This is a genomic window from Mobilicoccus massiliensis (genome assembly GCF_000826525.2).
GTDB classification, from domain to species: Bacteria; Actinomycetota; Actinomycetes; order Actinomycetales; family Dermatophilaceae; genus Mobilicoccus; species Mobilicoccus massiliensis.
In genome coordinates this window covers 114,363-139,110 of record NZ_LN651326.1, presented here as the reverse complement: position 1 = coordinate 139,110, position 24,748 = coordinate 114,363, and the positions used below count along the sequence as shown (strand labels likewise).

The following is a 24,748-nucleotide window of genomic DNA, read 5'->3' as shown; positions in this document are numbered from 1 at the left end:
CGGACCGACGTGGATCCAGGTCCCGGGGCGGGTAGAGCCAGGTCTACCCCCGCTCGGAAGCGCGCACCCGTGTGCGTGCGGCCGCGGCCGACTGGACTGGAGGCATGCAGACCACCAGCGCCGTCCTCATCCGCGACCTCGTGAAGACCTACCCTCAACCTCACGGACTCCCGCCCGTCACCGCCCTCGACCACGTCCACCTCGACGTGCCGGCGGGGACGTTCACCGCCGTCGTCGGACCGTCGGGCTCCGGCAAGTCGACGCTCCTGCACTGCGCCGCCGGACTCGACGAACCCACCTCGGGATCGGTCGTGCTCGCGGGGGCGGAGATCACCGCGATGAAGCCGCGCCGCCGCGGTGCTCATCGGTGCGCTCACGTCGGGTTCGTGTTCCAGGAGTACAACCTCGTCTCCTCCCTCTCGGCTCGGGACAACGTCGAGCTGCCCGCCCGGCTCGGTGGGCGCCGGTTGCCCGCCGCGCACGTCACCGAGGCGCTCGAGCGTGTCGGTCTCGCGGACCGAGCGCGGCTGCGGCCTCACGAGCTCTCCGGCGGTGAACGTCAACGGGTCGCCGTGGCCCGGGTGCTCGCCACCGCACCGGAGGTGGTGTTCGCCGACGAGCCCACCGGAGCCCTCGACATCAGCGCCGGCGCCATCGTGCTCGACTGGCTCGCCGCACTACCGCGGCAGGGGTCGACCGTCGTCATGGTCACCCACGACCCACGCGCGGCCGCTCGTGCCGATCGCGTCGTCGTCATGTCCGCGGGACGCGTGGCCGACGTCCTGCCCGGCGGTGACGAGGCCGCCGTCGCCGCTGCGGTGCTGCGCGCTCGGCAGGAGGAGGTGGCGGCATGAACGCGCTCATCCGCGCCGACCTGCGGGCGAGCCTCGGTCTGTGGGCCTGGACGTTCCTCGTCGTCGTGGTCGGCTCGGCCTGCGGGGCGGGAGTGTTGACCTCGATCTCGACGGCCACCGCGCACGTCGCCACCGCTCCCGCCCCGGACGCCAGAGAGGGGCTGGAGGCTCTCGGGGCGAACATCGTCGCGTGGACCCTGTGCTCGGCCGCCGGGGTCGTGGGCGCGACCGCCGGACTGGCGCTCTCGACCCGATCGCGCGAACACGCCCTCTGGGTCGTCCTCGGAGTTCCGCGTCACCATGTCCGGTGGGTCGTCCTCGGCGAGCTCGCGGTCGTCGGGGCCCTCGGTGGCCTCGTCGGATACCCGTTGAGCCTCGGCGTCGCCGCCGTCTCGCTCGACCAGTGGTCGATGATCGGCCTCGCCCGCCCCGGCCTGTTGCCGAGCCCGCAGTGGTGGCACCCGCTCGCCGCGGTCCTTCTCGGGGTCGCCGCGTGCGTGTGGGGTGGCTGGGGAGGCGCTCGCCGTGCCTCGCGGATGCCGGAGATGGCGGCGTTGAGGGAGTCGGTGGCACCGAAGGCCCGGGTCGGGTGGGTCAAGGCGGCCATGGCGATCCTCCTGGCCGTCTCCGCGATCATGCTGCTCGCGATGATGGTCGCGCCCGGCATGTTCACGGTGCCCGACGACATCGCCATGAGCGACGCCGAGACGCGGGGCGCAGCCGCCCTCGCCGTGGCCCTGTCGCTCCTCACCGCGGCCCTGCTCGTCGGAGGCTGGACGCTGCGCCCGCTCATGCACGCGTGGACGGCGCGCGTCCCCGACCTCGACCCGGCCTGGCACCTCGCGCGGGAGGCCTGCCGCGCGAGGTCGGCGCGGAGCATCACGACGGTGCTCCCCTTCGCGCTCACCCTGTCGATGCTCGGCGTGCTCTCCGGGGGCGGCAACGCCGTCAGTGAGGGCGAGGTCACGCTCACCGAGATGCTCATCTGCCTCGGTTGGGTGCTGCTCATCGCGTGGACCGGAGGGGTCGCCGTCATCGCCCTGACCGGTCGGCAACGAGGCCGGGACGCGGCGCTCGCGGTGGTCGCCGGGGCGGACGACGCGACGATCGCACGCGCCACCCTCTACGAGGGCCTGATCTACGCGACGACGGCGATCCTCTTCGGCCTTGGCACCATGATCGCCACCGTCGCCTTCGTCGGGCTCGCCAGCGGAATCCCGCTGATCACGGCCCTGGCCCGTGCGCCATGGGGGCTCTTCGCCGGCGCCTGCGCCCTCACGGCGCTCACCACCTGTCTGGCCGTCGCCGTCCCGGCGCATCGGGCCGGGCGGATGTCCGTCGTCGATGCCCTCCGGGGCTGACCCACCGAATCGCTGACCCACCGAATCGCTGACTCACCGAATCGCTGTCTCACCGAATCAAGGAGGAACCGTGTTCTCGATCGGACCAGCACACCGGCTCGTGGCCGGGATCGGCGTCGTTCTCGTGCTCACCTCGAGCTGCGGTGCCGCGGACGCCGGTGACACACCGGCTGCCGCCGTGACTCAGGAGTTCGCCCACGACGGCGGCGAACTCACGGTCGTCAAGGACCATGCGAACGCCCGCGTGCACGAGGCCGACGTCACGTCCGTTCGCGTCGAGCGGCAGGTCACCGCGGTCGGCAAGACCCCGGCGGAGCCTCGCTGGTCGTTGACCGACGACACCCTCGAGCTCGGCCAGGTCTGCGACGAGGGTTACGTCGGCCTCTGCGAGGTGACGTACGACATCACCGTCCCCCGTGGCACCCGCGTCCACCTACGCGACTGAACCACGCCGGGATTCCGGCCCGCCAGGTTCGGGAGCGTGACGTGGAAGATGGGATGGCAGCGTTGAGGGGGTGATCACCCCGGGTTCGCTGCCATCCCGTCTTCCATGTCGCTGCGGCGGACGGTGGTACCCGAGCTCAGTCCTGATACGTCGCACGTAGGTGGTGGGGGAGGGGGAGTTCGCGATGCTCGTTCCACGGCCGGGTGAGGCCGCCGAGGTCGAAGACGTGGCTGAGCAGCATCGCCGTGAAGCCCCACACGAACAGGCCGTCGACCTCGAAACCCGGCCCGGAGAAGGAGTCGAGGCGCACGGTGAAGCGGTTGGCCGGGTCGAGCAGGTGGTCGACGTCGGCGCGCACGACCCGCGCGACCTCGGCCTCGTCGACGACGCCGATGGGGTGCGGCTCACGCCACCACGCGAGCACCGGGGTCACCGCGTTCTGCGACGGATGCATGTACAGCGGCGGCAGCTCGTCGATGACCTGCACCGACGCCGGGTCGAGACCGACCTCCTCCTCGGCCTCTCGGATGGCGGCTCCCACCGGGCCGTCGTCGACGGGGTCGACGTGACCGCCGGGAAACGCCACCTGCGCGGCGTGCGAGCGCAGCGTCGACGCGCGCTCGGTGAGGATGACGTCGCTGCCGTGGTCGCCCTCGGCGAACGTCATGAGCACGGCCGAGCGACGAGCCGGCCGCGGCGGCGGCACGAACTCGGCGAACCAGTCGGGGATCTCCGCGTCCAGGGCCGGACGCACCCGGCCGAGCCACTCCGGTGGCGTGTCCATGCCGCTCTCCCTTCGATCGCGAGATCCGTCCGAGCACATGATCGCCCCTCGCCCTGCGGATGCGCCGACCTGGACTCCGCCGGCCTCCCGCGGGCTCAGTGGGAACGCCTGGCCCGGTGGCGTCGCATGAGGTCGAGACGGCGCTGGCGCAGGAGCCCGATCATCCGCGCCACGGAGGTGCCGATGAGCAGGCCGAGCGCGATCGCACTGACGATGCTCGCCGCCTGCAGGGTGGTGTCGACGGCGAGAGACGGCTCCAGCCCGAGTTGCGTCACCGACACGACGCCGAGCGATCCGGGTACGAGCAGCCAGAAGCTCGGCAGGAACATCACGAGCCGCGGCAACTGCGGGCGGTAGAGCTCGACGAGGGCGGCGCCGAGGCTCGCGGCGGTCGCGCCGAGCAGGGCCCCGGACCACGGCGACCCGACCACCGACTGCCCGAACACCTGGAACGACAGGGTCAGCGAGAGCATGAGCGCCACCCACGGCACGAGCCGCGGCGGCACCGACTCCATGAGGCTGATCCCCGCCGTGAGCAACAGCACCCCGACGAACGGGCTCCACGGCCCGATCTCGTTGACGATCTCGCTGGTCAACGCCGTGGACGGCACGCGCAGCAGCCAGGCCGCCCCCGCCACGCCGAGCGCGAACAGCAGCAGTTGTGCCGAGCCGAACGCCAGCCGCGAGGTGCCGGCGGTCATCTGACCGGCGGCGAGCTCGGAGACCCCCGTGACGACGAGTGCGCCCGGCAACAGGACCGCGATCGGCGGAAGCAGGCTGCGCAGCGGACCCTCGATGAGACCGGCTTGGGCGGCGGCGAACGCGGCGAGCGCGATGACGAACGCCGCGAGGAAGGGCGTGAGCGTCGCGAGCGACCGCCATTTGCCCGAGAACCGGATGAACGCGGCCGTCACCTGGCCGGCGAGCGCGGCGAAGAGCACGCTCGGCCACAACGGCTGCAGGATCAACGCGATGCCGGTGGCGACGCACAACATGCCGCCCTCGAGGCCGCCGCGTGGATAGCGGTGGGGCGTCGCCCGCAGGTGGGAGAGCCGGGCCAGGGCCTCGTCGGGGCGCACGGAGCCGTCGAGCAGCCCCGCGCGGACGGCCGCGGTGTCGGCGCTCTGGTCGAGGCGCAGGGAGCCGTTGATCGACTCGTACGTGGCCGGCGTCCCCTGCCCGAGGGAGACGATGATGCCCGACGGGGTGGCCCCGACCTGGACGTCTCGGTGCCCCAGGCGTGCCGCGACCCGGCGGGTGTCGCTCTCGACTTCGTGCACGGGCTGGCCGCCCGCGACGGCGGCCGCCGCGAGGTAGGCGAGAAGCCGGCGCGTGTTGTCGTCGGTCGTGCTCATGCCCCTCGTCCTGGTCGTCGCCGGCCGCCGGCTCAGCGGCGGTGATGCTCTTCATGGTCGCGCACGATTCCGTCGCGACCGCCATCGGTCGGGCGAGCGGCCCACGTGTCGGCCGCGCGGGGTCCGGGCGCCGGACGACCGCGTGGCCCGGCTCGTGAATCCGCCTGACGAACGGGCGATCACGCGACCGGCCGGTTGCTCTCGTCTCGTCAAGTGAGACACGGGAGAGGCGGCGTGGCCTGCTGTTTCGCCTTTTCCACGCCTCGATCGTGATGAATCCGTAACGAATCCGAGATGCGAACGAATACAACAGGTGTCATCACCAGGCACCTCGCGCCGAGTCTCGCCCACGAGGTGCCGCAAGACAGACGGCCCACCCCTGGGGTCGCCGATCAGAAGGGAAGGACGGCTGGGGGCGAGAGCGGAACCCACCGATTCCGCCGCGTGATGCGGCTCGGGGCGCAGTGCGTCAAGCACGGAGGACCGGATACCTCCAGCCCGACAGGTGACGTGTCGCAGGCGGACTCCGGACACCACCACCACCATGAAGCGACTCCTCGTCGCGGCCAGCGCCGCCGTCATCGCCCTGCCCGCACTCGCCACCGCCGCCCCGGCCCAGGCCCGGCCCATGTCGACCACCACCGCGGCGGCCACGGCCTCCCGGCAGGCCGCGCCCTCTCTCGCCACCGCCCGCTATGCCGCCGTCTCCTACGCGAACAAGTACTCGCGTCAGGCGACCCGCGTGAACTGGCGGCAGAAGGACCGCAACGCAGCCCACCTCTCCCGCCTCACCGCGCGGGCGAGGATGTCCGCGCCCAAGCGTGCCGTGCTCATCTCGAAGACCCAGAAGGGCACGTACTACCGCTGGGGCGGCACGACTCCGCGCGGCTTCGACTGCTCCGGGTACACCAAGTACGTCTACAAGAAGGCCGGTAAGAACCTGCCCCGCACGGCGGCTCAGCAGTACCGGGCGACCAAGCGCACGTCGCGTCCCGCACCCGGTGACCTCGTGTTCTTCGGCGGCTCTCGCGCCTCCCACGTCGGCATCTACGTCGGCAACAACCGCATGATCCACTCCCCGCGCCGGGGCAAGGCCGTGCAGATCTCCAAGGTCTACCGCGGAGCGAGCTACGGCAAGGTGCGCTGACCGGCTCGACACTCCTCGCGTGATGGGTCGGCACTCGGGCAGGCATGATGTCCGAGTGCCGACGTCCGTCGACGAGGGGTGGCGATCGAGGTGCCGATGACCGAGCCTGCCGGCGAACTCGTCGTGGGAGCCGACGGTCTGGCGCGGCCGGTCTGGGCCGCGACCGATCCCCTGCTGCGCGAGTACTACGACGTCGAGTGGGGGATGCCCGTCCGCGACGAGCACGGCCTCTTCGAGCGGCTCAGCCTCGAGGCGTTCCAGTCCGGCCTGTCGTGGGTGACGATCCTGCGGCGACGGGACGCCTTTCGGGCCGCGTTCTCGGGCTTCGACCCCGACGTGGTCGCACGCTTCGACGAGGGTGATGTCGAGCGCCTGCTCTCCGACCCCACGATCATTCGCAACCGTCGCAAGATCGAGGCGACGATCCGGAACGCGGCCGCGACCATCGCGCTGCGCGAGGAAGGCGGGCTCGCGGAGTTCATCTGGAGTTTTCGGCCCGATCGCACCCCGGAGCCGCGAACGTTCGCCGAGGTGCCCACGAGCTCACCGGAGTCGGTCGCGCTGGCCAAGGCCCTCAAGCAACGCGGGTTCGCCCACGTCGGCCCCACCACGATGTACGCGCTGATGGAGGCCGTCGGCATCGTCGACACCCATCTGGTCGGCTCGCACCGCCGTGGAACCTCCGGAGTCTGGGTCTGAAGCGAGGCCCTTCGAGAACTCGCGCAACAAAGACCGGTCACCGATCGCGCCGTGTGAGCACACAGGCCTCTGACCTGCAGTGACGCGGGCTGGGCAGCGACGACGGTCGGGACTGACCGGTCTTTGTTGCGTGAGCTTCTCGACGACGCCGGCAGGCGCCCCCGGTCAGACGGGGCGATGCCCCTCGGGAACCTCCTCGCCCGCCGCGACGGGCCCGGGCGGGGTGCCGTCACCGAAGGGCCGGCCGCCGAGCGCCTCACGAGAGTGCGGGGTCACCAGTCCCGAGAGTTCGGGCCCCACGGGCACGACACCGGTCGGGTTCACGTCGGTGTGCACCATGTAGTAGTGCTGCTTGATCTGCACGAAGTCGGTGGTGTCACCGAATCCGGGGGTCTGGTAGAGATCGCGCAGATAACCCCACAGGGCCGGCATCTCGGTGATCTTCTCGCGATTGCACTTGAAGTGGCCGTGGTAGACGGGGTCGAACCGCACGAGGGTCGTGAAGAGGCGGATGTCGGCCTCGGTGATGGTGTCGCCCACGAGGAAGCGGCGGGTGGTGAGGCGGTCCTCGAGCCGGTCCAAGGCGGTCCACAGCCGTTCGTAGGCCTCCTCGTAGTGCTTCTGGTCGGCTGCGAACCCGCACCGGTACACGCCGTTGTTGACCTCGGTGAACACCCACTTGTTGATCTCGTCGATCTCGCCCCGCAGCTCCTCGGGGTAGAGCACCGGTGCCCCGGAGCGCTGGAACTCCCGCCACTGCGAGGAGAAGTCGAGGGTGATCTGGGCGAAGTCGTTGGTGACGACCTCTCCACTCGGCACGTCGACGATCGCCGGCACGGTGATGCCCCGCTCGTAACCGGGGAACCGGGCGAAGTAGGCCTCCTGCAGCCGCTCGATGCCGAGAACGGGATCGCGGCCGCCCTCGTCGAGGTCGAAGTTCCAGGAGCGCACGTCGTGTGTCGGGGCCGCGAGCCCGAGGGAGATCACGGGCTCGAGACCCAGCAGTCGCCGCACGATGACCGTGCGGTGCGCCCACGGGCAGGCGCGCGCGGCCACGAGGCGGTAGCGACCGGGCTCGACCGGCCAGCGTGCGTCCGGCTCGTCGAGAATCCGGTCGGTGATGTAGGTCATGTCGCGCTTGAACTCGCCTTCGGTCGAGGCGTTCTTCGCTTCCTGGTGCTCGCTCATCTCGGGGCCTCCTCGTGACGATTGCCGATGTCGATCGTCTCAGGGGTTCGACGGTTCCTCCTGGCGAGGGGCCGTTCAGTGCGCCCGACCTGCCGGTTCTCCCTCGTCGCGGGCCTTCGTTAACAACCTGCCGCGCGTCCTGAACACGATGTCGAACGGATCATGGACGAACGACTCATACGGTCGTCCGTCCCGCCGATGAGCGGGGTACGAGCGATCACGGGGATCGCTTCGACCGCCGACAGGCGCCGCGGGGACGGACGTCGGGCGGAGAGAAGGGGGAATCACACATGAACACGACGACGAACATCAGCACCGGCACCACGGCGTCGACGTCCTTGGGGGCGACGTCGACCATGGCGAGCACGTCGAGGATCGACACCCGGCGGCGGGCCCACGAGGGCCTGCGCGTCCGCCGCGGTCTGTCCCACGGGCCTCGCGCCGGCGGCCGCCACGGCTGGTGACGCGACGCGTTGCGAGATGTGCGAACAGGTCGGCCCGCCCGCTGCCCGGATGTCCGGTCGCAGTGGACGGGCCTGCCTGCACGAGTACTGCTTGGATGCGAGGCCGGATCACCGAAACGCCACGGGCCTCAACGGTCCTCGTCGACCGTTGAGCGAACGTGACCTGGACGGACGACCTGAAGCGTCTCTGAGCAGTGGTCATGAGGCCGATCTGAGCGTTACCTTGATCGCCGGGGGTACACACATGACGATTGACAGCAGAGCTGTACGGCTGGCGTCGCTGACCGCGTCCGACGCGGCACAGGGGGTGCTCGGACGCTTCGCCACCGTACTCGAAACACTGGCCGACGAGCCGGCGGTGATCGACAGCGAGACGACGCTCAGCTACGCGCAGTTGGCCGAGCGGGCCGCTGCGATCCGTGCGGGGGTCGTGTCGCGCACTGCACCCGGTTCGCCGGTGGCGGTGCTGTTCGCTCACCGTGTCGACGCGGTCGCCGCCATTCTCGCCGTGATCGCCTCCGGGCGACCGCTGCTCGTTCTCGACCATCGCACGCCGACGCCGCGTCTCCATCACATGTGTGATCGGGTCGACGCCGGTGCCGTGGTCGCCTCCGCCGATCTCGCGGAGATCGCGCGTGGGCTGGGGCGCGACGTGATCGGCCCCGATGCCTGGACGCCTGCTCCCGCGAGCAGCCTGTGGGACACCCCGGTCGATCCGGCCGGCCCCACCGTGCTCGCGTTCACGTCGGGCTCGACGGGTGTGCCCAAGGTCGTCGTCAACGACTCGCGCATGCTCGTGTCGGACGCCTGGCGCAACTCCGCCGCCACCGGGTGCTACGACGCCGACGACATCATCGCCCACACCCTGCCGATGGCGTTCCACGCCGGCCTCATGGTCACGGTCGCCGGACTCGTCGTGGGGTCCACGATGCGCCTGTTCGACACCCGCACCCGAGGCATCGCCGGGCTCGCGCCGTGGATCGCCGAGGTCGGGGCCACGGTCATGCACACGAGCCCCGCCATTCTGCGGGCCTTCGTCGGCTCGGGCCCCACGCCTGCGCAGCTCGCCACGCTGTCGACGGTGACGATCGCGGGCGAGCCCGCGCACGGACGCGACGTCGAGCAGATCCGCCCGCTGCTGCCGCCCGCCTGCCTGCTGCGCAACCGGTACGGCTCGTCGGAGACGGGCCTCATCGCCGAATACGTCATCGACGCGGACCACCCGCCGCTCTCCGGCCCGCTGCCCGTGGGACGACCGGTGGGAGACACCGAGATCCGCTGCCTCGCCGACGACGGGGCGCCGCTGCCCGAGGGGGAGCCGGGCGTCGTCGTCGTCACACGCGACCACGTCGCCTCCGGCTATCGCGACAACCCCGAGGCGACGGCCCTCGCGTTCTCGACCGAGCCGGACGGCCGCCGCACCTACCGCACGAGCGACGTCGGAGTGCTCGACGAGCACCGTCTCACGCTGCTCGGCCGACGCGATCATTCGGTGAAGATCCGCGGTTACATGGTCGAGCCCGGCGAGGTCGACGCCGAACTGTTCGCGCTGCCCGACGTCGTCGAGGCGCTGACCGTCGGTGTGAAGGCCGAGACGCAGGACCGCTACCGACTCGTCTCCTACGTCGTCTCGCGCTCGGAGCGCCCGTCGGCGGCCGCGATTCGTTCGACGTTGCGCGAGCGGCTCTCCTCCCATCTCGTCCCCGAGGCGGTCGTGTTCCTCGACTCCCTTCCTCGGACCGACCGCGGCAAGTTGGACCGTGCCGCACTGCCCGCACCGCCGCCGGCCGACATCGGCGAGCCGGTGTGGTCGGAGTGGGAACGCCTCGTCGCGCAGGTGTGGGCCCGCGCGCTCGGCCTCGAGGAGGTCGGTCGCGACGCCGACTTCTTCGCCCTCGGCGGTGACTCGCTCGCGGCGGAGGAACTCACCGCGATGGTCGTCACCGATCTCGGCATCGACGCCGCCGACGTCACCTCGTCGCTGCTCGCGCAGGCACCGACCGTCGCCGAGTACGCCGGGCGCCTCAAGCGCCGGCCGGACCGACGACAGCAGATCGTCAGCGTGCTGCAGCCCGGCGACGGCAACCGTCGACCCCTGTTCCTCGTCGCCGGCGGCGGCGGCCTGGGGGTCGGTTTCGTGCCCGTCGTGCGCCACCTGCCGCGCGACCTGCCCGTCTACTCGTTCCACTCCTACGGCCTCGAGCGCAAGGCGATCCCCGACTGGTCGATCCCGGCCGCCGCTCGCCGCAACGTCCGGGAGCTGCGCAAGATCCAGCCGCACGGGCCCTACCTCCTCGGCGGGCACTCCTTCGGAGGACTCGTCGCCTACGAGATGGCGATGCAACTGCGCGCCGCGGGCGAGGAGGTCGAGATGCTCTTCGAGCTCGACTCGTTCCCGCCCAACCCGGAGCTCATCCCGGACGCGCCGGCCGACCGCACGAAGATGCGCAAGGCCCGCGACGTCCTCGGTCTGCTCGTCACCGGTCTCGTGCCCACGCCCGGCCTGGGTCAGTACTGGCGCTTCCACGAGCAGTCCCGGGTGCTCTCCAAGTGGTACCGGCCGTCGCCGTATCCGGGACGCACCCTCGTCGTGGTCGCCGAGAGCGAGGACAAGCAGGCACGATCGGCATGGGAGCCGCACCTGTCGGGGGAGTGGGAACGCGTCAGCACGACGGGCGACCACATCACGATGATGCGAGATCCGTACGCCGAGAGCGTGGCCCGCCACATCGTGACGGCGCTCGAGGGCCTGGAGAACTCCGACGCCGGCGGCGGGGCGGCCCTCCCGCCGGGTGCCTTGGGGCGGGCCATCGGGACGGTAGCCTGAAAGCGATGGGTCGGCTGCAACGAGCACGGGTCGTCGTGCTCGGGCTCCTCGGCGCGACGGCTCTGCTGGCGACGACGCTCGTCTCCGCCCAGCCACGTGATCTGACGGAGCCGGCCGCGGCCCGCGTCGCCGCCTCCAGCCCGCCGCGGGTGAGCATCGACCTGCCCTACGTCGCCGACAACGACCCCGCGCATCGGCTCGACCTCTTCGTGCCCGGCGGCTACAAGACGCCGCGACCGCTCGTCGTCTTCATCCACGGCGGGTCGTGGTCGCACGGCTCGAAATCGGTCATCGTCGGAGGCAGCGGCCAGCGCACCGAGGCGTTCCGCGATCTGCTGTTGCAGGCCGGGTACGCCGTCGCGTCGGTGGAGTACCGGTTCAGCCAGGTGGCGCGATTCCCCGCCCAGTTGCACGACGTCAAGGCCGGGGTGCGGTTCCTGCGCGCACACGCCGATCGGTTCAACCTCGACCCCACGCGTTTCGCCGTCGCCGGAGAATCCGCGGGCGGGCACCTCGCCGATCTCGTCGGCTTCACCGGCCCGCTGCGGAGTGCGCACCTCGAGGGCGACCTCGGCGAGACCGGCGTGAGCAGCGCCGTCTCGGCGGTGGTCAGCTACTACGGCGTCTCTGACCTCTCTCGTGTCGTACCCGATCGTCTCGCCGCCCGCTGCCCCCGCGGCGAGGACGGCGCGTCCTCCCCGGAGGGGCGGGTCATCGGCGGTGACCCCGAGTCGCCACACATGCGACGCGTCGTACGCCGCGCCAACCCGGTGAGCTACGTGGGTGTCACCTCGCCGCCCACACTGCTCCTGCACGGCAGCCGCGACTGCCTCGTGCCGCCCCGCCAGTCGACCCGGTTGCTCGCGATGCTGCGCGGATTCGGCATCCGGTCGGAGTACATCGTCCTCGACGCACCGCACGGCGGCCCCGCGTTCCACACCACTCCCCGCGTCACTGCGCAGGTGCTCGCGTTCCTCGACGAGAACCTCGCCGTCGAGCGCTGACCTCGAGAGCGCGTCTCGACGCAGGCCCGGACTCACTCGCCGAGAGGGAACCTCGCCGTGATCCACTCCGCCGGCCGAACGGTCCGGCGGGCCCCGGCCGTGCGTAGAGCAGGTAGCAGACCTCCGTTGCGGATCGCCGACGCTCGGACATGACCGGCCTCCCTCCGACTCCTGAGCCGCGAAAGCCCATTCTCGGTGCTGTCGTCCGAACGCGTCAGAGGCGGGCCTGGGCGGCGAGACGGACGTGGGTGCCGGGGGCGCCGTAGCCGGTGTACCCGCCCTCGCGTTGGAGGAGCTCGAGGTAGAAGCGGCCGTTCATCACCTGCGTGTAGGCGTGGGTGAGGGTGCCGCCCTCGCCGTCCTCGTCGTACATGAGGTCGTGGGTGCGCAGGTGTTCGATCGTCGCGTCGTCGAGGTCGAACCGCGCGCGCAGGTCGTCGTAGTAGTTCGCCGGAATGGGCAGGAACCGCGCTCCGGCCGCGCGGGCGCGGGCGACGACCGCGGCCACGTCGGGGCAGGCGAACGCGATCTGCCCCACGCCCGCGTCACGACCACCCTCGTCGGCGGAGACCGCGAGGACGACCCGAAGGTCTCCGTCGGTCGGGCGGAAGGGGCGGCTCTGCAGTCGTCCGCTCGGCTGGATGAACTCACTCTCGGTGCCACCGGTGAGGCCGAACACCGAACGATAGAAGGACTGTTCGGCCGGGTAGCGCGAGGAGGGCACCGTCGCCCCGACGTGATCGATGCCGAACCAGTCGCCGTGCTCGGCCTGGGGCTCGGGGTAGACCCGCCGCCAGTCGTCCTCGGCGCCCGCGGGCCCGGTGAGAAAGACGTGGAGCCCGCTCGGAGTGTCGAGGCCGGGCAGGGACGCGGTGAAGCGTCCGCGACGGTACGCGACGCTGGGCCACAGCAGGGCGTTCGCGCGGGTGGCGACGTCGCGGACCTCGGCGACGCGCAACGCCAGCGCGCTGACGAACGGGCGGCTGCGCGCGGGGCCGGGCACGGGTTGGGTCGTGAGGCAGACGTGGGCGTCGCCGTTGCGCCACCACTGCACGGCACGGGTGGGGTGTGTCGCGACGTGCGTGAACCCGAGCGCGTCGAGCAGGGCCGTGACGCTCGTGGCCGGGTCGGTGTCGCGCGCGTCGTCGTCGGTCACCGCGAACTCGACGAACTCCGCGTCGACCCGTTCGGGCGCCGGCGGCGGATCGAAGAGATCGACGAGGGCGCGAACCGGCTCCCCGGCCGCGGCCTGTGCCGCGCGGCGCGTCCGCAGTTGCTCCTCGAGATGCAGCAGCGAGCGCATCCCGTCGAGGGCGTTCATCCGCGGGTCGGCGACGCGCACGACGTCGGAGAACACCTCGAGCGAGAGCGGGCCGCGGTAGCCGGCGTCGACGACCGCGCCGACGAGTCCGGCGACGTCGAGATCGCCCTGGCCGGGAAAGCAGCGGAAGTGGCGCGACCACGACAGCACGTTCATGTCGAGGCGCGGGGCGTCGGCGATCTGGAGGAACCCGATGCGGTCGCCGGGGACACCGGCGAGGGCAGCCGCGTCGTCGCCCCGGGACAGCACGTGGAAGGTGTCGACGGCGAGGGAGACGTGCGGATGCCCGGCGCGCTCGATCGCCTCCCACGACTGCCGCACCCGGTTGATGTGCCGGCCCCAGGCGAGGGCCTCATAGGCCACGTGGACGCCGTGGTCGGCCGCGAGCTCACCGACGGCGTGGAGCTGTTCGGCGACGAGGTCGAGGTCGTCGACGGCGTCGGGCTGCACGTTGGAGCAGGCGAGCGCGGTGTCGACCCCGAGCCGTTCCATGACGGCGAACTTGTGGGTGAGCCGGCGCAGGACGGCGTCGAACCGCTCCGGGCGCCATCCCTCGATGTCGCGCAGCGGCTGGAACAGGTCGATCGAGAGCCCGAGGTCGGCGCAGCGCGCCGCGACCTCGTCGGGTGAGAGATCGCTCGCGACGAGGTCGTTGTCGAACACCTCGATGCCGTCGAAGCGCGCCGCGGCGATGGCGGCGAGCTTCTGGGGCAGCGAGCCCGAGACCGAGACCGTGGCGATCGACTTACGCACCGCTTCCCCCGGAGGCCGCGAGCGCGTCGTCGAGCGCCGTGCGCAGATGGGCGGCGACCGCGTCGACGTGCGGTGGGCGCAGCATCGTCAGCGGACCCCCGGCGACGTAGCGGTGCGACATGGCGGGCAGAGTGGTCGACCAGGACTCCTGGCCGGAGGGCTGGGAGCCGTCGGAGGCCGTGAGCACCAGCGTGCGGCCCGTGCGTGCAGCCGGCGAGTACGTCGCCGCCATCGCGTCGGCCCGCAACTGCCACCGCCACGCCTCCGAGCCGCCGCTCGTGTCGCGCAGCGAGGCACGAAGCAGCCCCAGGCCGCTCTTCGCGCGCCGCCACGCCGGGCGGGCGTCACCGCGGGTGAGCTCCGGCGGGGTGGTGTCGAGCAGGACGACCAGGGGCACCTGCCGCCCGGACTCCTCGGCCTGCCGCGCCATCTCGAGCGCGACGAGGCCACCGAAGCCGTGCCCTGCCAGGAAGAGCGGCCCGCGGGCCACCTCCCGGATCGCCGCGAGGTGGTGTCGCGCCATCGCCGCGATCGAGGGCTCCGGCAACGCGCGGCCCTCGAGCGAAGGCGACTGCAGGGCGTAGACGGGTTGGTCGGCGCCGAGCCGGCGGGCGAGCGGGCCGAGCGTCCGGCCGAGGCCCCCCGCGCCAGCGACGACGAACAGCGGCGGACGGGCTCCCGCGGCGTGCAGCGGAACGAGTCCGGAACGGTTGCGCTGCTGGTCGGGCTCGACGGCGCCCGCGAACTCCCGCAGGGTCGGGGCCTGCACGAGCGTGCTGCTCGTCGCGCGTTCGGCGGCGACTCCGAGGTCGTCGCGCAGCCGGGTCATGAGCTCCTCGGCCGAGAGCGAATCGCCGCCCAGGGCGAAGAAGTCGTCGTCCGGGCGGGGGTCCTCGACGCCGAGCACGAGCGTCCAGGCGTCGGCGACGAGCTGCTCCCAGTGGCCGAGCGGCTCGTGGCCGCGGTCGCCGCTGGGCGTCGGCAGCGGCAGCGAACGGCGGTCGATCTTGCCGCGGTCGGTGCGGGGCAGCGCCGAGAGGGCGATGATCTCGGCGGGAACCATGTGCCCGGGAAGCCGCTCCCGCAGGCGCGCACGCACGGAGGCGGGGTCGCTCGCGGACTCACCGACGACGTAGGCGACGAGACGGGTGCCGGTGGGCGTGTCCTGACCGACGATCACGCACTCGCGCACACCGGGCAGCGTCGCGGCGACGGCCTCGACCTCGCCCGGGTCGACGAGGTAACCGCGGATCGTCACGGCGTGGTCGCTGCGGCCGGTGAGGTCGATCGACCCGTCGGGCAGTCGCCGACCGAGGTCGCTCGTGCGAAAGGTGCGGGTGCCGTCGGGGTTGTCGGTGAACGCCGGATCGCCGGGCCGCCCCCAGTAACCGAGGGCGACGTCGGGTGCGGTGACGACGATCGTGCCCTTCTCGCCGACGTCGGCGGAGGTGCCGTCGTCGCGCACGACGTCGACCCGGTTCCAGCCCACGCCCCGCCCGACCGGCAGTCGACCGCTGGGGACGTCGGTGACGACGTGCTCACCGATGAGGCCGACCTCGGAGGCGCCGTAGCGGTTGCGCACGACGCAGTGGGGGCCGACGACGGCGCGCGCCGCCTCGACGTCGCGTCCGTAGACCGCCTCGCCGGCGACCGTGAGCCCGCTGAGCCCCGAGAGCAGTTCGGTGTCGGGGCCGCTCGCGGCGAGACCGCGCAGGATGGCGGGGCTGGTGACGAGCAACGTCGCGGCCGTGTCGGCCACGACCTGCGGCAGCGTCGCCACCCCGCGGCCGCGCACGTCGACGAGCCGCATGCCGCAGCCGACGAGCAGCGTGTGGATCGCGGTGGTGAGCCCGGCATGGAAGGGCAGCGGCAGGGTGTGCAGCACGACGTCGCGCTCGTCGTAGCAGCACGTCGCGACGGCCGAGTTCCACGCGTCGCGCACGAGCAGCCGGTGCGTACCCACCACGGGTTTGGTGGCGCCGGTCGTGCCCGAGGTGAAGGCGATGAGGGCCGGAGACTCCGGCGCCGGTGTGTCGCGCCATAGTTCGTCGGGGTCGGCGAGGTCGACGGTGGTCGCGAGCACGTGGGCGGGGGAGGCGGCGATCGCCGTCGCGGCCTCGACCGACTCCGGTCGGGCGCCGTCGGCGAGCACGATCCGTGCTCCGAGCTGACCGAGCAGACGACGCTGCCACACGGCGGGCGTGCGGTCGTCGAGCACGACGACGGGATGCCCGGCGGCGAGGACGGCCACGACCGCGACGACCGCCGCGGCGTCGTGGCCGGCGAGAACCGCGACCGGCTCCGGATCCGAGGATGCCGGAGGGCCGGGCTGAGCCGCGAGCAACCCCTCGAGCCGCAGCCTCACCTCGGCCGCGCGTGCCGCGAGCCCGGCGAAGGTCAGATCGGTGGCGTCGTCGGCCACCGCGGTGTGTTCCGGCCGCGCCGCGACGACGTGTCGCAGCCGTGGCAGGACGCCCGCGGCGATGTCGTCCTCGTCCAGCGGACGTAGGTCGCCGGTCGTCATCGTGCCGACGGCCGGTCGCATGATCAGTCGATCCACGTGGAAATCCCCCGTTCCCCTTACCGCCATCGTGCCACCGACGCCCCGCGAGCGTCACGCCATCACGTGTCTCACGCCAACCCTGACGCCGGGGAAGAGTCTGCAGGTCAGCCGCGTGGCCGGTGCCGCCGGGCGGAGTCGGGCGGCCGTACCCCCGGATGCGGCGACCTGCGCCCGCCCACGCCGATGCGCCCGTGACCTGCGGTCCGGTCAAGGTGATGTGACAATTACACCGAGCCGAAGGACGGAGACCATGACCGCAGCGACGACTCGATCGACCCTGACGATGCCGGACGGTACGCGGCTCGCCGTGCGCACGACGGCCCCCGCCATGAGCGAGACCGGCACCGGCGACATCGCCCACCTCGGGGCGCCGGCCCCGCGGGGGATCGTCCACGTCCTGCACGGCATGGCCGAGCACGCGCAGCGGTACGACCGGTTCGCCGACGAGCTCGCGCGCGCCGGCTACATCGTCGTCGTCAACGATCAACGCGGCCACGGCGAGACCTCGCCCGACTCCCTCGGTCATCTCGCCGACCACGACGGCTGGCAGTTGCTCGTCGAGGACGCCCTACGGGTGGGCGCGGCGGCGCGTGAGCGGTACCCGGGCCTGCCGTACGTCGTGCTCGGGCACAGCATGGGCGCGCTCGTCGCCCGCACCCTCGTGCTCGACCACTCCGCCACGGTCGACGCGCTCGTGCTCGTCGGTGCTCCGGCCGTTCCCGGGCTCCTGCGGCGGTACGGAGGGCTGGCGCTCGCCCGTCTGCTCTCGCGGCTGCGCGGTGGTCGCCGCCCGAGCCCCTTGCTCGACCGGATGACCTTCGGAGCGTTCAACGCGCCGTTCGAGGGGCGCACCCGCTTCGACTGGCTCTCCCGCGACCCCGAGGTCGTCGACGCGTACGTGGCCGACCCGCGATGCGGCTTCGTGTGTTCACACCGCTTCTTCGTCGACCTGCTCACCGGCCTCGGGATCGTCGGCGAGCGCCGCCGCGCGGCGGGGATCCGTCCCGATCTGCCGGTCTACGTCATCGCCGGGGATCAGGATCCGGTCGGCGACTTCGGTCGCGTCGTCAGCGACGTCGCCACGGCCTACCGGCGCGTGGGGGTGCGCGACGTCACGACGCGCCTCTATCCCGGAGCCCGGCACGAGATCCTCGCCGAGACCAACCGTGAGGAGGTCGTCGCCGACCTGCTCCATTGGCTCGACCGCCACGCCGTGCGTGCGCAGGCTGCTCCGCTCGCTCGCGTCATCCCGCTACGGCGCCGAGCCCGTTCCTGAACGCACGAAGGCGGGTGCGCCCACCCGGGGCACACCCGCCTTCACGGCAGTGGAGTGACGGACTCAGGCCTTGATGGCCGAGATCTCGATCTCCAGGGTGATCTTGTCGGAGACGAGCACGCCGCCGGTCTCGAGGGCGGCGTTGAACTCGATGCCGAAGTCCTTGCGGTTGATGACGGTCGAGCCGTCGAAGCCGATGCGCTCGTTGCCGAAGGGGTCGGTGGCCTGACCGCCGAACTCGAAGTCGATGGTGACGGGCTTGGTGACGGCCTTGATCGTCAGGTCGCCGGTGACGCGGAGGGTGTCCTCGTCGGCGGCCGCGATCTCGGTGGAGCGGAACGTCATCGTCGGGTACTTCTCGACCTCGAAGAAGTCACCCGTGCGCAGGTGGCCGTCACGGTCGGCGTTGCCGGTGTCGATGCTGTTCATCTGCGCCGTGACCTCGATGGACGCGCCCTCGAGGTTGGCACCCGTGCGGGCCTGGCCCTCGAACTCGCCGAACGAGCCGCGCACCTTGGTCACCATGGCGTGCCGGGCGACGAACCCGAGGCGGGAGTGGGCGGGGTCGATGGTGTACGTGCCGTCGAGCTGGGAAAGCGTGGTCATCTCGATCTCCTTCGTCTTGTCGTTGATCGTTCAACAACTACGGTAGAGGATTCTAGATGATGTGTCAACTACATCGTCCGTGGACCTGCCTCAGGGGATGTCGTGCCAGGTCATGGCCCGGCCGTGACCGTGCGTCCATGCCATCTCTTGCCCGTCGAGGCCGAGGACAAACGTCGGATGGCCGTCCGGAATGTCCGGCCCGGTGGCGGCGATCGTCGGCAGGACGGTCTTCGACTCGTTGCTCACCCACCGGCACCGGCCGCTCGCGACCAGCGTGCTCATGAGGTCGGCGAACCGTCGGCGATCCTCCGGCTCGAGGTAGGCGACGACGGCGGTGTGGAAGACGACGACCTCGCCGTGCTTCGAGGCCTCGTCGACGAGCGCCGGCAGCTCGGTGAGGACATCACCGGCGCGCACGTCGGCCGGTTCGCGGCGGGCCACCTCGAGTGCCGTGCGCAGCCGGGCACGGCGCTCGTCCTGCTCCGGCCACACGAGGGTCTCGAGCCACCGCGTCGCGTCCTCGTCGTCGACGTCGACGGGCGCGAGGTCGAGGCCGCCGCGCCAGGCCACCTCCAGGCTCCCGGTGGGCACCTCGAAGGTGCCCTTCACACGACACGTGAGTTCGCCGGCCGACGTGCCCGGAGTCCACGTCGCCGGTGTCTTCTCCGGGCCGAGCAGGTAGCGATACGTGTACCGGTCGGGGTAGAGGCACACTCCGGCGCTCGCCCCGGCCTCGAGAAGGGCGAGCGGACGGTCGGACTCCGCCGCGATCCGCGCGAACACCGGTGCGAGCGTGGCGAGCCGGTTGACCTCGTTGGTCTGGGTGGAGCGACGCGAGATGGTGGCGACGATCGTGCCGTCGTCGTCGAGCAGCGCCTGTCGCAGAGCCGTGTACGGGCCCGGAGCCGCGACGCCGTGCCACCGCGCTGCGGCGAACACGAGGTTGGGCTGCTGCTTGATGGGCGGAAGCTCGGCGATCCAGGCCTGGACCTCGGCGTCGGCGGCGACCCGCGTCGCCCAGTCCGCGAAGCACGGAGAGTCGGCGGCGGCGTAGGCCGCGAAGTCCTCGTACTGGTCGACGATGCTCGTGTACAGCTCCATGGCCCGCGAGGCTAGTGCCGGCCGACACCTGCCGCACAGCAGAGACGCGAACGTGCCCGCTCGAAGTGAGCGGGCACGTCCACGTTCCGGGCGCACCGCGAAGGTGCGGGCGTCGTCAGCCGGTGATGGCCGCTAGGTTCTTCTCCATCGTCGCCCGGTCGAGGGCTCCGACCTGGATCGAGGCGATCTTGCCCTGCCGGTCGACGTAGAAGTGGGCGGGCACGCCCATGACGCGGTAGGCGCTCGCGACCGTCGTCTGGGGGTCGGGCACGTGCAGGTAGGTGAGGCCGGTGGCCTTCGTGTAGTCCTGCACGGTCTTCGCGTCCTCTGAGAGGTACAGCGAGATGACCTCGACGCCCTGGGCCTTGGCCTGCTGGTAGACCGACTCGACGTCGGCCACCTCGGCGCGGCAGGAGGCGCACCACGTGGCGCCGAACAGCAGCCACACGGGCTTGCCCGCGTAGTCGCTGAGCTTGACCGTCCTGCCGTCGATCGTGCGGGCGGTGAAGTCCTGCGCCGGGGCGCCGACGGCGGGCGGGGGGCCGGCCTGTTCACCCTGGAGTTGGACTGCCGTGACGTCGCCCTGCTTGGCGGCGTCCGGCTTCTGGATGAACCAGGCGCCGACCATGACGAGCAGGGTGGTCACGAGGAGCACCCCGAGCGTCCCGGCCCGGCTCGTGCGGAGGCGCTCACGCCAGTCGGGGCCCTGCCCGCCCGCGGCGGGTCCGCCCGTGTGCGAGCCGGGCGAGCGCGTCTGCTCGGTGGTCGTCATGTCGTCTCCTCTCGTGCGTCCCCGGCACTCACGCGTAGGAGTGCAGGCCGCTGAAGAAGTGGTTGCCGACGAACGTGCCGATGACCGCGGCGAACCCGAGCACGAGCAGCCAGGCCGCCTTGCTGCCGCGCCAGTCGCGGACGACGCGGGCGTGCAGGTAGGCGCTGTAGATCAGCCAGGTGACGAACGCGGCGGTCTCCTTGGGGTCCCAGCTCCAGTACCGGCCCCAGGCGATGTCGGCCCAGACGGCGCCGAGGATGATCATCACGGTGAGCACGGGGTAGAGGAACAGCGTGGCGCGGTAGCCGATCTCGTCGAGCACCTCACGGCTGGGCAGGCCGCGCCAGGCGACGTGCGGACGCACGAGGTAGAGGATGCCCGCGGCCGAGGCCACCGCCGCGCCACCGTAGGCGAGCACCGCGGTGAACACGTGCAGGGTGAGCAGCCAGCTGTTCTGCAGCGCCGGCATGAGCGGGCGGACCGCGGTGTCCATGGCGAGCGCGTAGACGAGCATGCCGGCCGTGAACGGCAGCACCAACAGCCCGAGGGTGCGCGCCTGGTACTGCACCTCGACCCACACGTAGGCGACGAGGATGCCCCAGGCGAACGAGGCGGCGAACTCGTGCTGGTTGGTGAAGGGTGCGTTGCCGGTGAGGAACATGCGGGTCACGAGCGCGACCGTGAGGAACGCGAGGGCCATCCACGTGAGACGGCTGGCGTACCAGACGAGGCCGGTGGCGCGTCCGGAGCCGGCGCCGTGGCCGGTCTCGGGGGAGGCGAACTCGGGGCGGTCGGCGAGCAGGACGCCGCCGGCGGCACCGGACTGGGCGTGCGCGTACTCCGGCGAGCGTTCGCGGCTGCGCGAGAACGCGACGATCTTGGCGACCAGGGCCACGACCACGAGGATCGTGGCGGCCACGAGGCAGTACTGAGAGATCTGGAGCATGGCGGTCACACCGTCGTCTTTCCGGTCGTGGTGTTGGTGCTGGTGTGGGTGGTAGTGTCGGTGCTGGCGCCGGCGGTGGCGGCGTGGCCGGTGGCAGTCTGGGGCCCGAGGGCGGAGACCTCGGTGGCGAAGCGGCGGAACCACTTCTGGAAGTCGAGGTCGGCCTTGTCGGAGGTCGCGGCGCGCATCTCGGTGCTGGGCTCGCCGTCGACGGTCGTCGGGTGCACGCGCACCCACACCCGCCGGTGCTTGAAGCCCATCGTCGTGACGAGGCCGATCATCATGAGCGCGCAGCCGACCCAGATCCACGGGGCGCCCGGGTCCTCACGCACCATGAGGCCGGTGAACTTGGCCTCGCGCTCGAAGGTGTAGGTGTGGTCGCCGAGCTGCCGGGTCTCGCCGACGGCGAGGCGACCGGTGGCGACCGGGGCCTCCTGCCCGCGACGCTGCACCTCGATCTGCGCCTGGCCCGCCGGGATGTCGGAGATCACCTGGCCGGAGGCCGGGGTCACGACGAACGCGACGAGGTCGGTGCCGGGGATCTCGGCGCGGCCGATGGAGTTCTGCTCGTCGTCGGAGGTGTACTCGAGCGGGACGCCGCCCGCGAACACCGTGGCGCCCGAGGCGTTCTTGACGGTGACGACGGCCGAGGTGCCGAAGTAGGACTGGTGGATCCTGAGCCCGTCGTGGTGCAGCGGCGAGTTGACCCGCAGCGACGGGTTGGCGGCCACCGGGGTGTCGCCGTCGTAGAGCACGACGTCGGCGACGTAGTCCATCGCCTGGCCGGTCGCGTGGTAGGTGTCGGAGAACGACTTGGCCTCGATCGAGTAGTTCGTGCCGTGCCCCACCGGCACGCGGGTGCCGACCGTGACGGCGAGGTTCTCGTCGAACCCGGTGTTGGCCGAGACGAGCATCCCGAACAGCAGCACGACGAACGAGGTGTGCGCGATGACCGTGCCGAAGGGCATCCAGCGGTAGCGGTCGGCGTAGAGGCTGAATCCCTCGCCCTTGGGGTCGTCGAGGACCCGGAAGTGACGTTTGCCGAGGATGCGTCGCAGCTCCGTCACGGTCTGGGCCGGCGACAGGCGCACCTGGGTGGTCTCCCGCACCTTGGCGTGGTCGAAGAAGCCCTCGGTGACGTGCAGGTGGGGCCGGGTGGCGTTCGCCCACAGCACCGGCATGCGGTGCGTCGTGCAGGCGACGATGCTCAGCGCGAGCAGCACGGTGACGGCCTTGAACCAGACGGTGCCGAACATCCCGAAGAACCCGAGCGTGTCGAGCACCGGCGTCCAGCCACCGAACTTCGGGCGCTGGGTCGACAGCCAGTCGGCGTAGGCCTGCGGGTCGCTGCGGATGTCCGGGGCCGCCTGGGGGAGCAGGACGCCGACGAGGGTGAGCACCGTCATCGCGAGGATGAGGAACAGCCCGAACTTCTTGTTGTGGAAGAGGGCGTAGGCGCGGTGGAAGAACGCCTCGACGGGGGTGTCCTTGCGCCGGCGTCGCGGCGCCGGCGGTGTCGCGGGCAGCGGCTCGAGATCGTCGTCGACGACGTCGGGGCCACCGGCGATCGGACGGGTCGTGGTGTCGGTCATGGCTGCTCGCTTCTACAGAACGGTGGGGGCGAGGGCGGCGAGGGTGCCGAACACGCCCGTGATCATGAGGAACCCGGTGACGACCAGCAGCCCGCCGGAGGCGAGGGCGACGGCCGTCTCGTGGCGACGCAGCCACTGCAGGCGGGTGGTGATCTCGGTGGCCCCGGCCGCGACGAGCACGAACGGGATGCCGAGACCGAGGGAGAACGTCAGCAGCAGCGCGGCGCCGTGGAGCACGGTGCCGCTCACCGACGCGAGGCCGATGACCGCGCCGAGGATCGGGCCGATGCACGGGGTCCATCCGGCGCCGAACGCGATGCCCAGCAGGGCCGAGCGCCGGTAGTTCGGAGTCAGGCCGGCGAGGTCGATGCCGCCGTGGCCGGCACCCATGACCGCCGAGGCGGGCACCTGCACCTGGCGGAACAGCGCCGAGATGCGGATGAGCCCCGCGACGTGCAGGCCCATGACGATGAGCACGGCCCCGCCGACGACACGCAGCACGTCGCGGAAATCGCCCATGACGTACCCGATGACGCCGATGGAGGCCCACAGGGTGACGAACACGGCCGAGAAGCCGGCGACGAACACGAGCGACTGGGTGACGGCCGCCCGGCGTGCCGCCGCGGTCCTCGCCGCCTCGCCGGGTGCCGACCCGACGAGGTAGCTGACGTAGACCGGCACGATCGGCAGGAAGCACGGCGAGGCGAAGGCCACGACACCGGCGGCCAGGGCCAGCCCGAACGTGACCCCCATGACTCAGCCCTGCGCCGGAGCGGACGTCGCGGCGCCCGAGGGCACCGCGGTCGGCGAGGTCGAGCCGCCCATGTCGGCGGCGGCGCCGGACTTGAACTTGTCGAGGTGGCTCTTGACGGTGCCGGCGAGTTCGGAGGTCGGGTCGAGCTCGACGACCTTCTCCCACGCGGCCTGGGCCTTGTCCATCTGCGGCGGGCTCTTGCTGAGGTGGAGGAAGCCGAGGTCGTAGTAGGCCTCGACGTTCTTCGGGTCCTGCGCGACGACCTCGTTCCAGGCCTTCTCGGCGGTGGGCAGGTCGTTCATGTTGAAGTGCGCGACGCCGTACGCGAGGCGGGCGTCGGTGTTCTTGGGCTCGACCTCGAGGATCTTGGCCTGGGTGGCCGCCGCCTCCTTGTACATCTCGGTGCGGGAGTACTCGTTGGCGAGCTCCTTGAGCGCCTTGGTGTCCTTGGGGTTCGCGGCGATCTTCTTGTTGAGGCCGTCGACCTTGGCCTGGTCGAGTGGTTCGGGCGTCGCGGCCGGCATCGTGCCCTGGGCGTGGGCCGGGGTGGAGGCGGCGGCCTTGGGGTCCGCGGCCGCGGTGCCGCCGTCGGGGATGTTGTAGACGATGACACCGACGGCGGTGGCGACCGCGATGATCGAGAGCGGCACGAGCGGGGAGCGCCGACGACGGACGGCGCCGCCCTGCGGGTTCAGTGGCGTCGTCGCGGTGGTGACGGGCCGGCCGTAGGCGCCGCTGCGCTGGGCGCGGGCCCAGCCGGCGAGCTCGGGCGGGGCGTCGGCGAGGTACTCCTCGAGACGCTCCCGCGTCTGCTCGACCTCGACGTCGCCGGCGTCGGGTGTGAGTCCGAGCCAAGCGCGGGGGTCGTGGTGGTCGCGCGTCATCGTGGGTCCCTGCCGTCCTTCGAGCTGTCGTGAACTGTGGTGAATCGGTAGG

Annotated in this window: 21 protein-coding genes; 9 read left to right on the top strand and 12 right to left on the bottom strand. The window is 71.6% G+C overall.

Annotation, left to right across the window (positions count from 1 at the left end):
• Positions 1-104 precede the first annotated feature (104 nt).
• The 3 genes from BN1197_RS03295 (at position 105) to BN1197_RS03285 (ending at position 2,660) form a co-directional block, all read left to right on the top strand.
• Positions 105-854: an ABC transporter ATP-binding protein gene (locus BN1197_RS03295; RefSeq protein ID WP_082043586.1), complete on the top strand. Its 750-nt coding sequence runs from the start codon at positions 105-107 to the stop codon at positions 852-854.
• Positions 851-2,215 carry an FtsX-like permease family protein gene (locus BN1197_RS03290; RefSeq protein ID WP_040156145.1) on the top strand — a complete coding sequence of 455 codons (1,365 nt, stop codon included), beginning with the start codon at positions 851-853 and terminating at the stop codon, positions 2,213-2,215. Before BN1197_RS03295 ends, BN1197_RS03290 begins: the two co-directional genes overlap by 4 nt.
• Positions 2,216-2,285: 70 nt before the next feature.
• Complete coding sequence (locus BN1197_RS03285) at positions 2,286-2,660, top strand: hypothetical protein (RefSeq protein WP_040156141.1); 375 nt, start codon at positions 2,286-2,288, stop codon at positions 2,658-2,660.
• Positions 2,661-2,796: 136 nt separating this feature from the next.
• Here the strand turns inward: BN1197_RS03285 and BN1197_RS03280 are convergent, their stop codons facing one another.
• Entirely contained in the window at positions 2,797-3,444 is a 648-nt protein-coding gene (locus BN1197_RS03280; RefSeq protein WP_040156139.1) for an NUDIX hydrolase, read from the bottom strand.
• Between the two features lie 95 nt (positions 3,445-3,539).
• Positions 3,540-4,799: a threonine/serine exporter family protein gene (locus BN1197_RS03275; RefSeq protein ID WP_040156134.1), complete on the bottom strand. Its 1,260-nt coding sequence runs from the start codon at positions 4,797-4,799 to the stop codon at positions 3,540-3,542.
• 544 nt (positions 4,800-5,343) lie between these two features.
• Here BN1197_RS03275 and BN1197_RS03265 point away from each other — a divergent pair.
• Together BN1197_RS03265 and BN1197_RS03260 are read left to right on the top strand one after the other, a co-directional pair.
• Positions 5,344-5,946, top strand: a complete 603-nt coding sequence (locus tag BN1197_RS03265) for a C40 family peptidase (protein WP_052465935.1) — start codon at positions 5,344-5,346, stop codon at positions 5,944-5,946.
• A gap of 96 nt (positions 5,947-6,042) precedes the next feature.
• Positions 6,043-6,645, top strand: a complete 603-nt coding sequence (locus BN1197_RS03260) for a DNA-3-methyladenine glycosylase I (protein ID WP_040156539.1) — start codon at positions 6,043-6,045, stop codon at positions 6,643-6,645.
• Between the two features lie 165 nt (positions 6,646-6,810).
• On the opposite strand, the gene BN1197_RS03255 is transcribed toward BN1197_RS03260, so the two are convergent.
• Positions 6,811-7,833 carry a glutathione S-transferase family protein gene (locus BN1197_RS03255; protein WP_040156132.1) on the bottom strand — a complete coding sequence of 341 codons (1,023 nt, stop codon included), beginning with the start codon at positions 7,831-7,833 and terminating at the stop codon, positions 6,811-6,813.
• Between the two features lie 290 nt (positions 7,834-8,123).
• On the opposite strand from BN1197_RS03255, the gene BN1197_RS17255 reads away from it, so the two are divergent.
• From BN1197_RS17255 to BN1197_RS03245, 3 genes are all read left to right on the top strand, one after another.
• Positions 8,124-8,297, top strand: coding sequence for a hypothetical protein (locus BN1197_RS17255; RefSeq protein ID WP_176489703.1), 174 nt, complete (start codon positions 8,124-8,126; stop codon positions 8,295-8,297).
• Between the two features lie 244 nt (positions 8,298-8,541).
• Complete coding sequence (locus BN1197_RS03250) at positions 8,542-11,124, top strand: AMP-binding protein (protein ID WP_176489702.1); 2,583 nt, start codon at positions 8,542-8,544, stop codon at positions 11,122-11,124.
• Positions 11,125-11,129: 5 nt separating this feature from the next.
• The gene (locus tag BN1197_RS03245; RefSeq protein WP_052465933.1) at positions 11,130-12,128 is read left to right on the top strand and encodes an alpha/beta hydrolase; all 999 of its coding nucleotides are present in this window, start codon (positions 11,130-11,132) and stop codon (positions 12,126-12,128) included.
• Positions 12,129-12,342: 214 nt separating this feature from the next.
• Here the strand turns inward: BN1197_RS03245 and BN1197_RS03240 are convergent, their stop codons facing one another.
• Positions 12,343-14,202 carry a sugar phosphate isomerase/epimerase and 4-hydroxyphenylpyruvate domain-containing protein gene (locus BN1197_RS03240; protein ID WP_040156130.1) on the bottom strand — a complete coding sequence of 620 codons (1,860 nt, stop codon included), beginning with the start codon at positions 14,200-14,202 and terminating at the stop codon, positions 12,343-12,345.
• Positions 14,195-16,762 (bottom strand): AMP-binding protein, encoded by a 2,568-nt coding sequence (locus BN1197_RS03235; protein ID WP_040156129.1) that lies wholly within the window; start codon positions 16,760-16,762, stop codon positions 14,195-14,197. Before BN1197_RS03235 ends, BN1197_RS03240 begins: the two co-directional genes overlap by 8 nt.
• A 253-nt stretch (positions 16,763-17,015) precedes the next feature.
• Between BN1197_RS03235 and BN1197_RS03230 the strand changes: the two genes are divergently transcribed.
• Positions 17,016-18,041, top strand: a complete 1,026-nt coding sequence (locus BN1197_RS03230) for an alpha/beta hydrolase (RefSeq protein ID WP_052465932.1) — start codon at positions 17,016-17,018, stop codon at positions 18,039-18,041.
• 63 nt (positions 18,042-18,104) lie between these two features.
• Here BN1197_RS03230 and BN1197_RS03225 read toward each other — a convergent pair whose 3' ends face one another.
• The 7 genes from BN1197_RS03225 to BN1197_RS03195 all read right to left on the bottom strand — a co-directional run bounded on the left by BN1197_RS03225 (position 18,105) and on the right by BN1197_RS03195 (position 24,696).
• Positions 18,105-18,647, bottom strand: a complete 543-nt coding sequence (locus tag BN1197_RS03225; protein WP_040156127.1) for a YceI family protein — start codon at positions 18,645-18,647, stop codon at positions 18,105-18,107.
• A 90-nt stretch (positions 18,648-18,737) separates the two neighbouring features.
• Positions 18,738-19,748 (bottom strand): DUF2332 domain-containing protein, encoded by a 1,011-nt coding sequence (locus BN1197_RS03220; RefSeq protein WP_040156125.1) that lies wholly within the window; start codon positions 19,746-19,748, stop codon positions 18,738-18,740.
• A gap of 115 nt (positions 19,749-19,863) precedes the next feature.
• On the bottom strand, positions 19,864-20,520 hold the full coding sequence (locus tag BN1197_RS03215) for a TlpA family protein disulfide reductase (RefSeq protein ID WP_052465931.1): 657 nt from the start codon (positions 20,518-20,520) through the stop codon (positions 19,864-19,866).
• A gap of 28 nt (positions 20,521-20,548) precedes the next feature.
• The gene (ccsB, locus tag BN1197_RS03210) at positions 20,549-21,466 is read right to left on the bottom strand and encodes a c-type cytochrome biogenesis protein CcsB (RefSeq protein WP_040156528.1); all 918 of its coding nucleotides are present in this window, start codon (positions 21,464-21,466) and stop codon (positions 20,549-20,551) included.
• Positions 21,467-21,471: 5 nt separating this feature from the next.
• Positions 21,472-23,058 (bottom strand): cytochrome c biogenesis protein ResB, encoded by a 1,587-nt coding sequence (resB, locus tag BN1197_RS03205; protein WP_052465930.1) that lies wholly within the window; start codon positions 23,056-23,058, stop codon positions 21,472-21,474.
• 12 nt (positions 23,059-23,070) lie between these two features.
• The gene (locus BN1197_RS03200; RefSeq protein ID WP_040156123.1) at positions 23,071-23,811 is read right to left on the bottom strand and encodes a cytochrome c biogenesis CcdA family protein; all 741 of its coding nucleotides are present in this window, start codon (positions 23,809-23,811) and stop codon (positions 23,071-23,073) included.
• Positions 23,812-23,814: 3 nt separating this feature from the next.
• Positions 23,815-24,696 carry a tetratricopeptide repeat protein gene (locus BN1197_RS03195; protein WP_052465929.1) on the bottom strand — a complete coding sequence of 294 codons (882 nt, stop codon included), beginning with the start codon at positions 24,694-24,696 and terminating at the stop codon, positions 23,815-23,817.
• Positions 24,697-24,748: the final 52 nt, after the last annotated feature.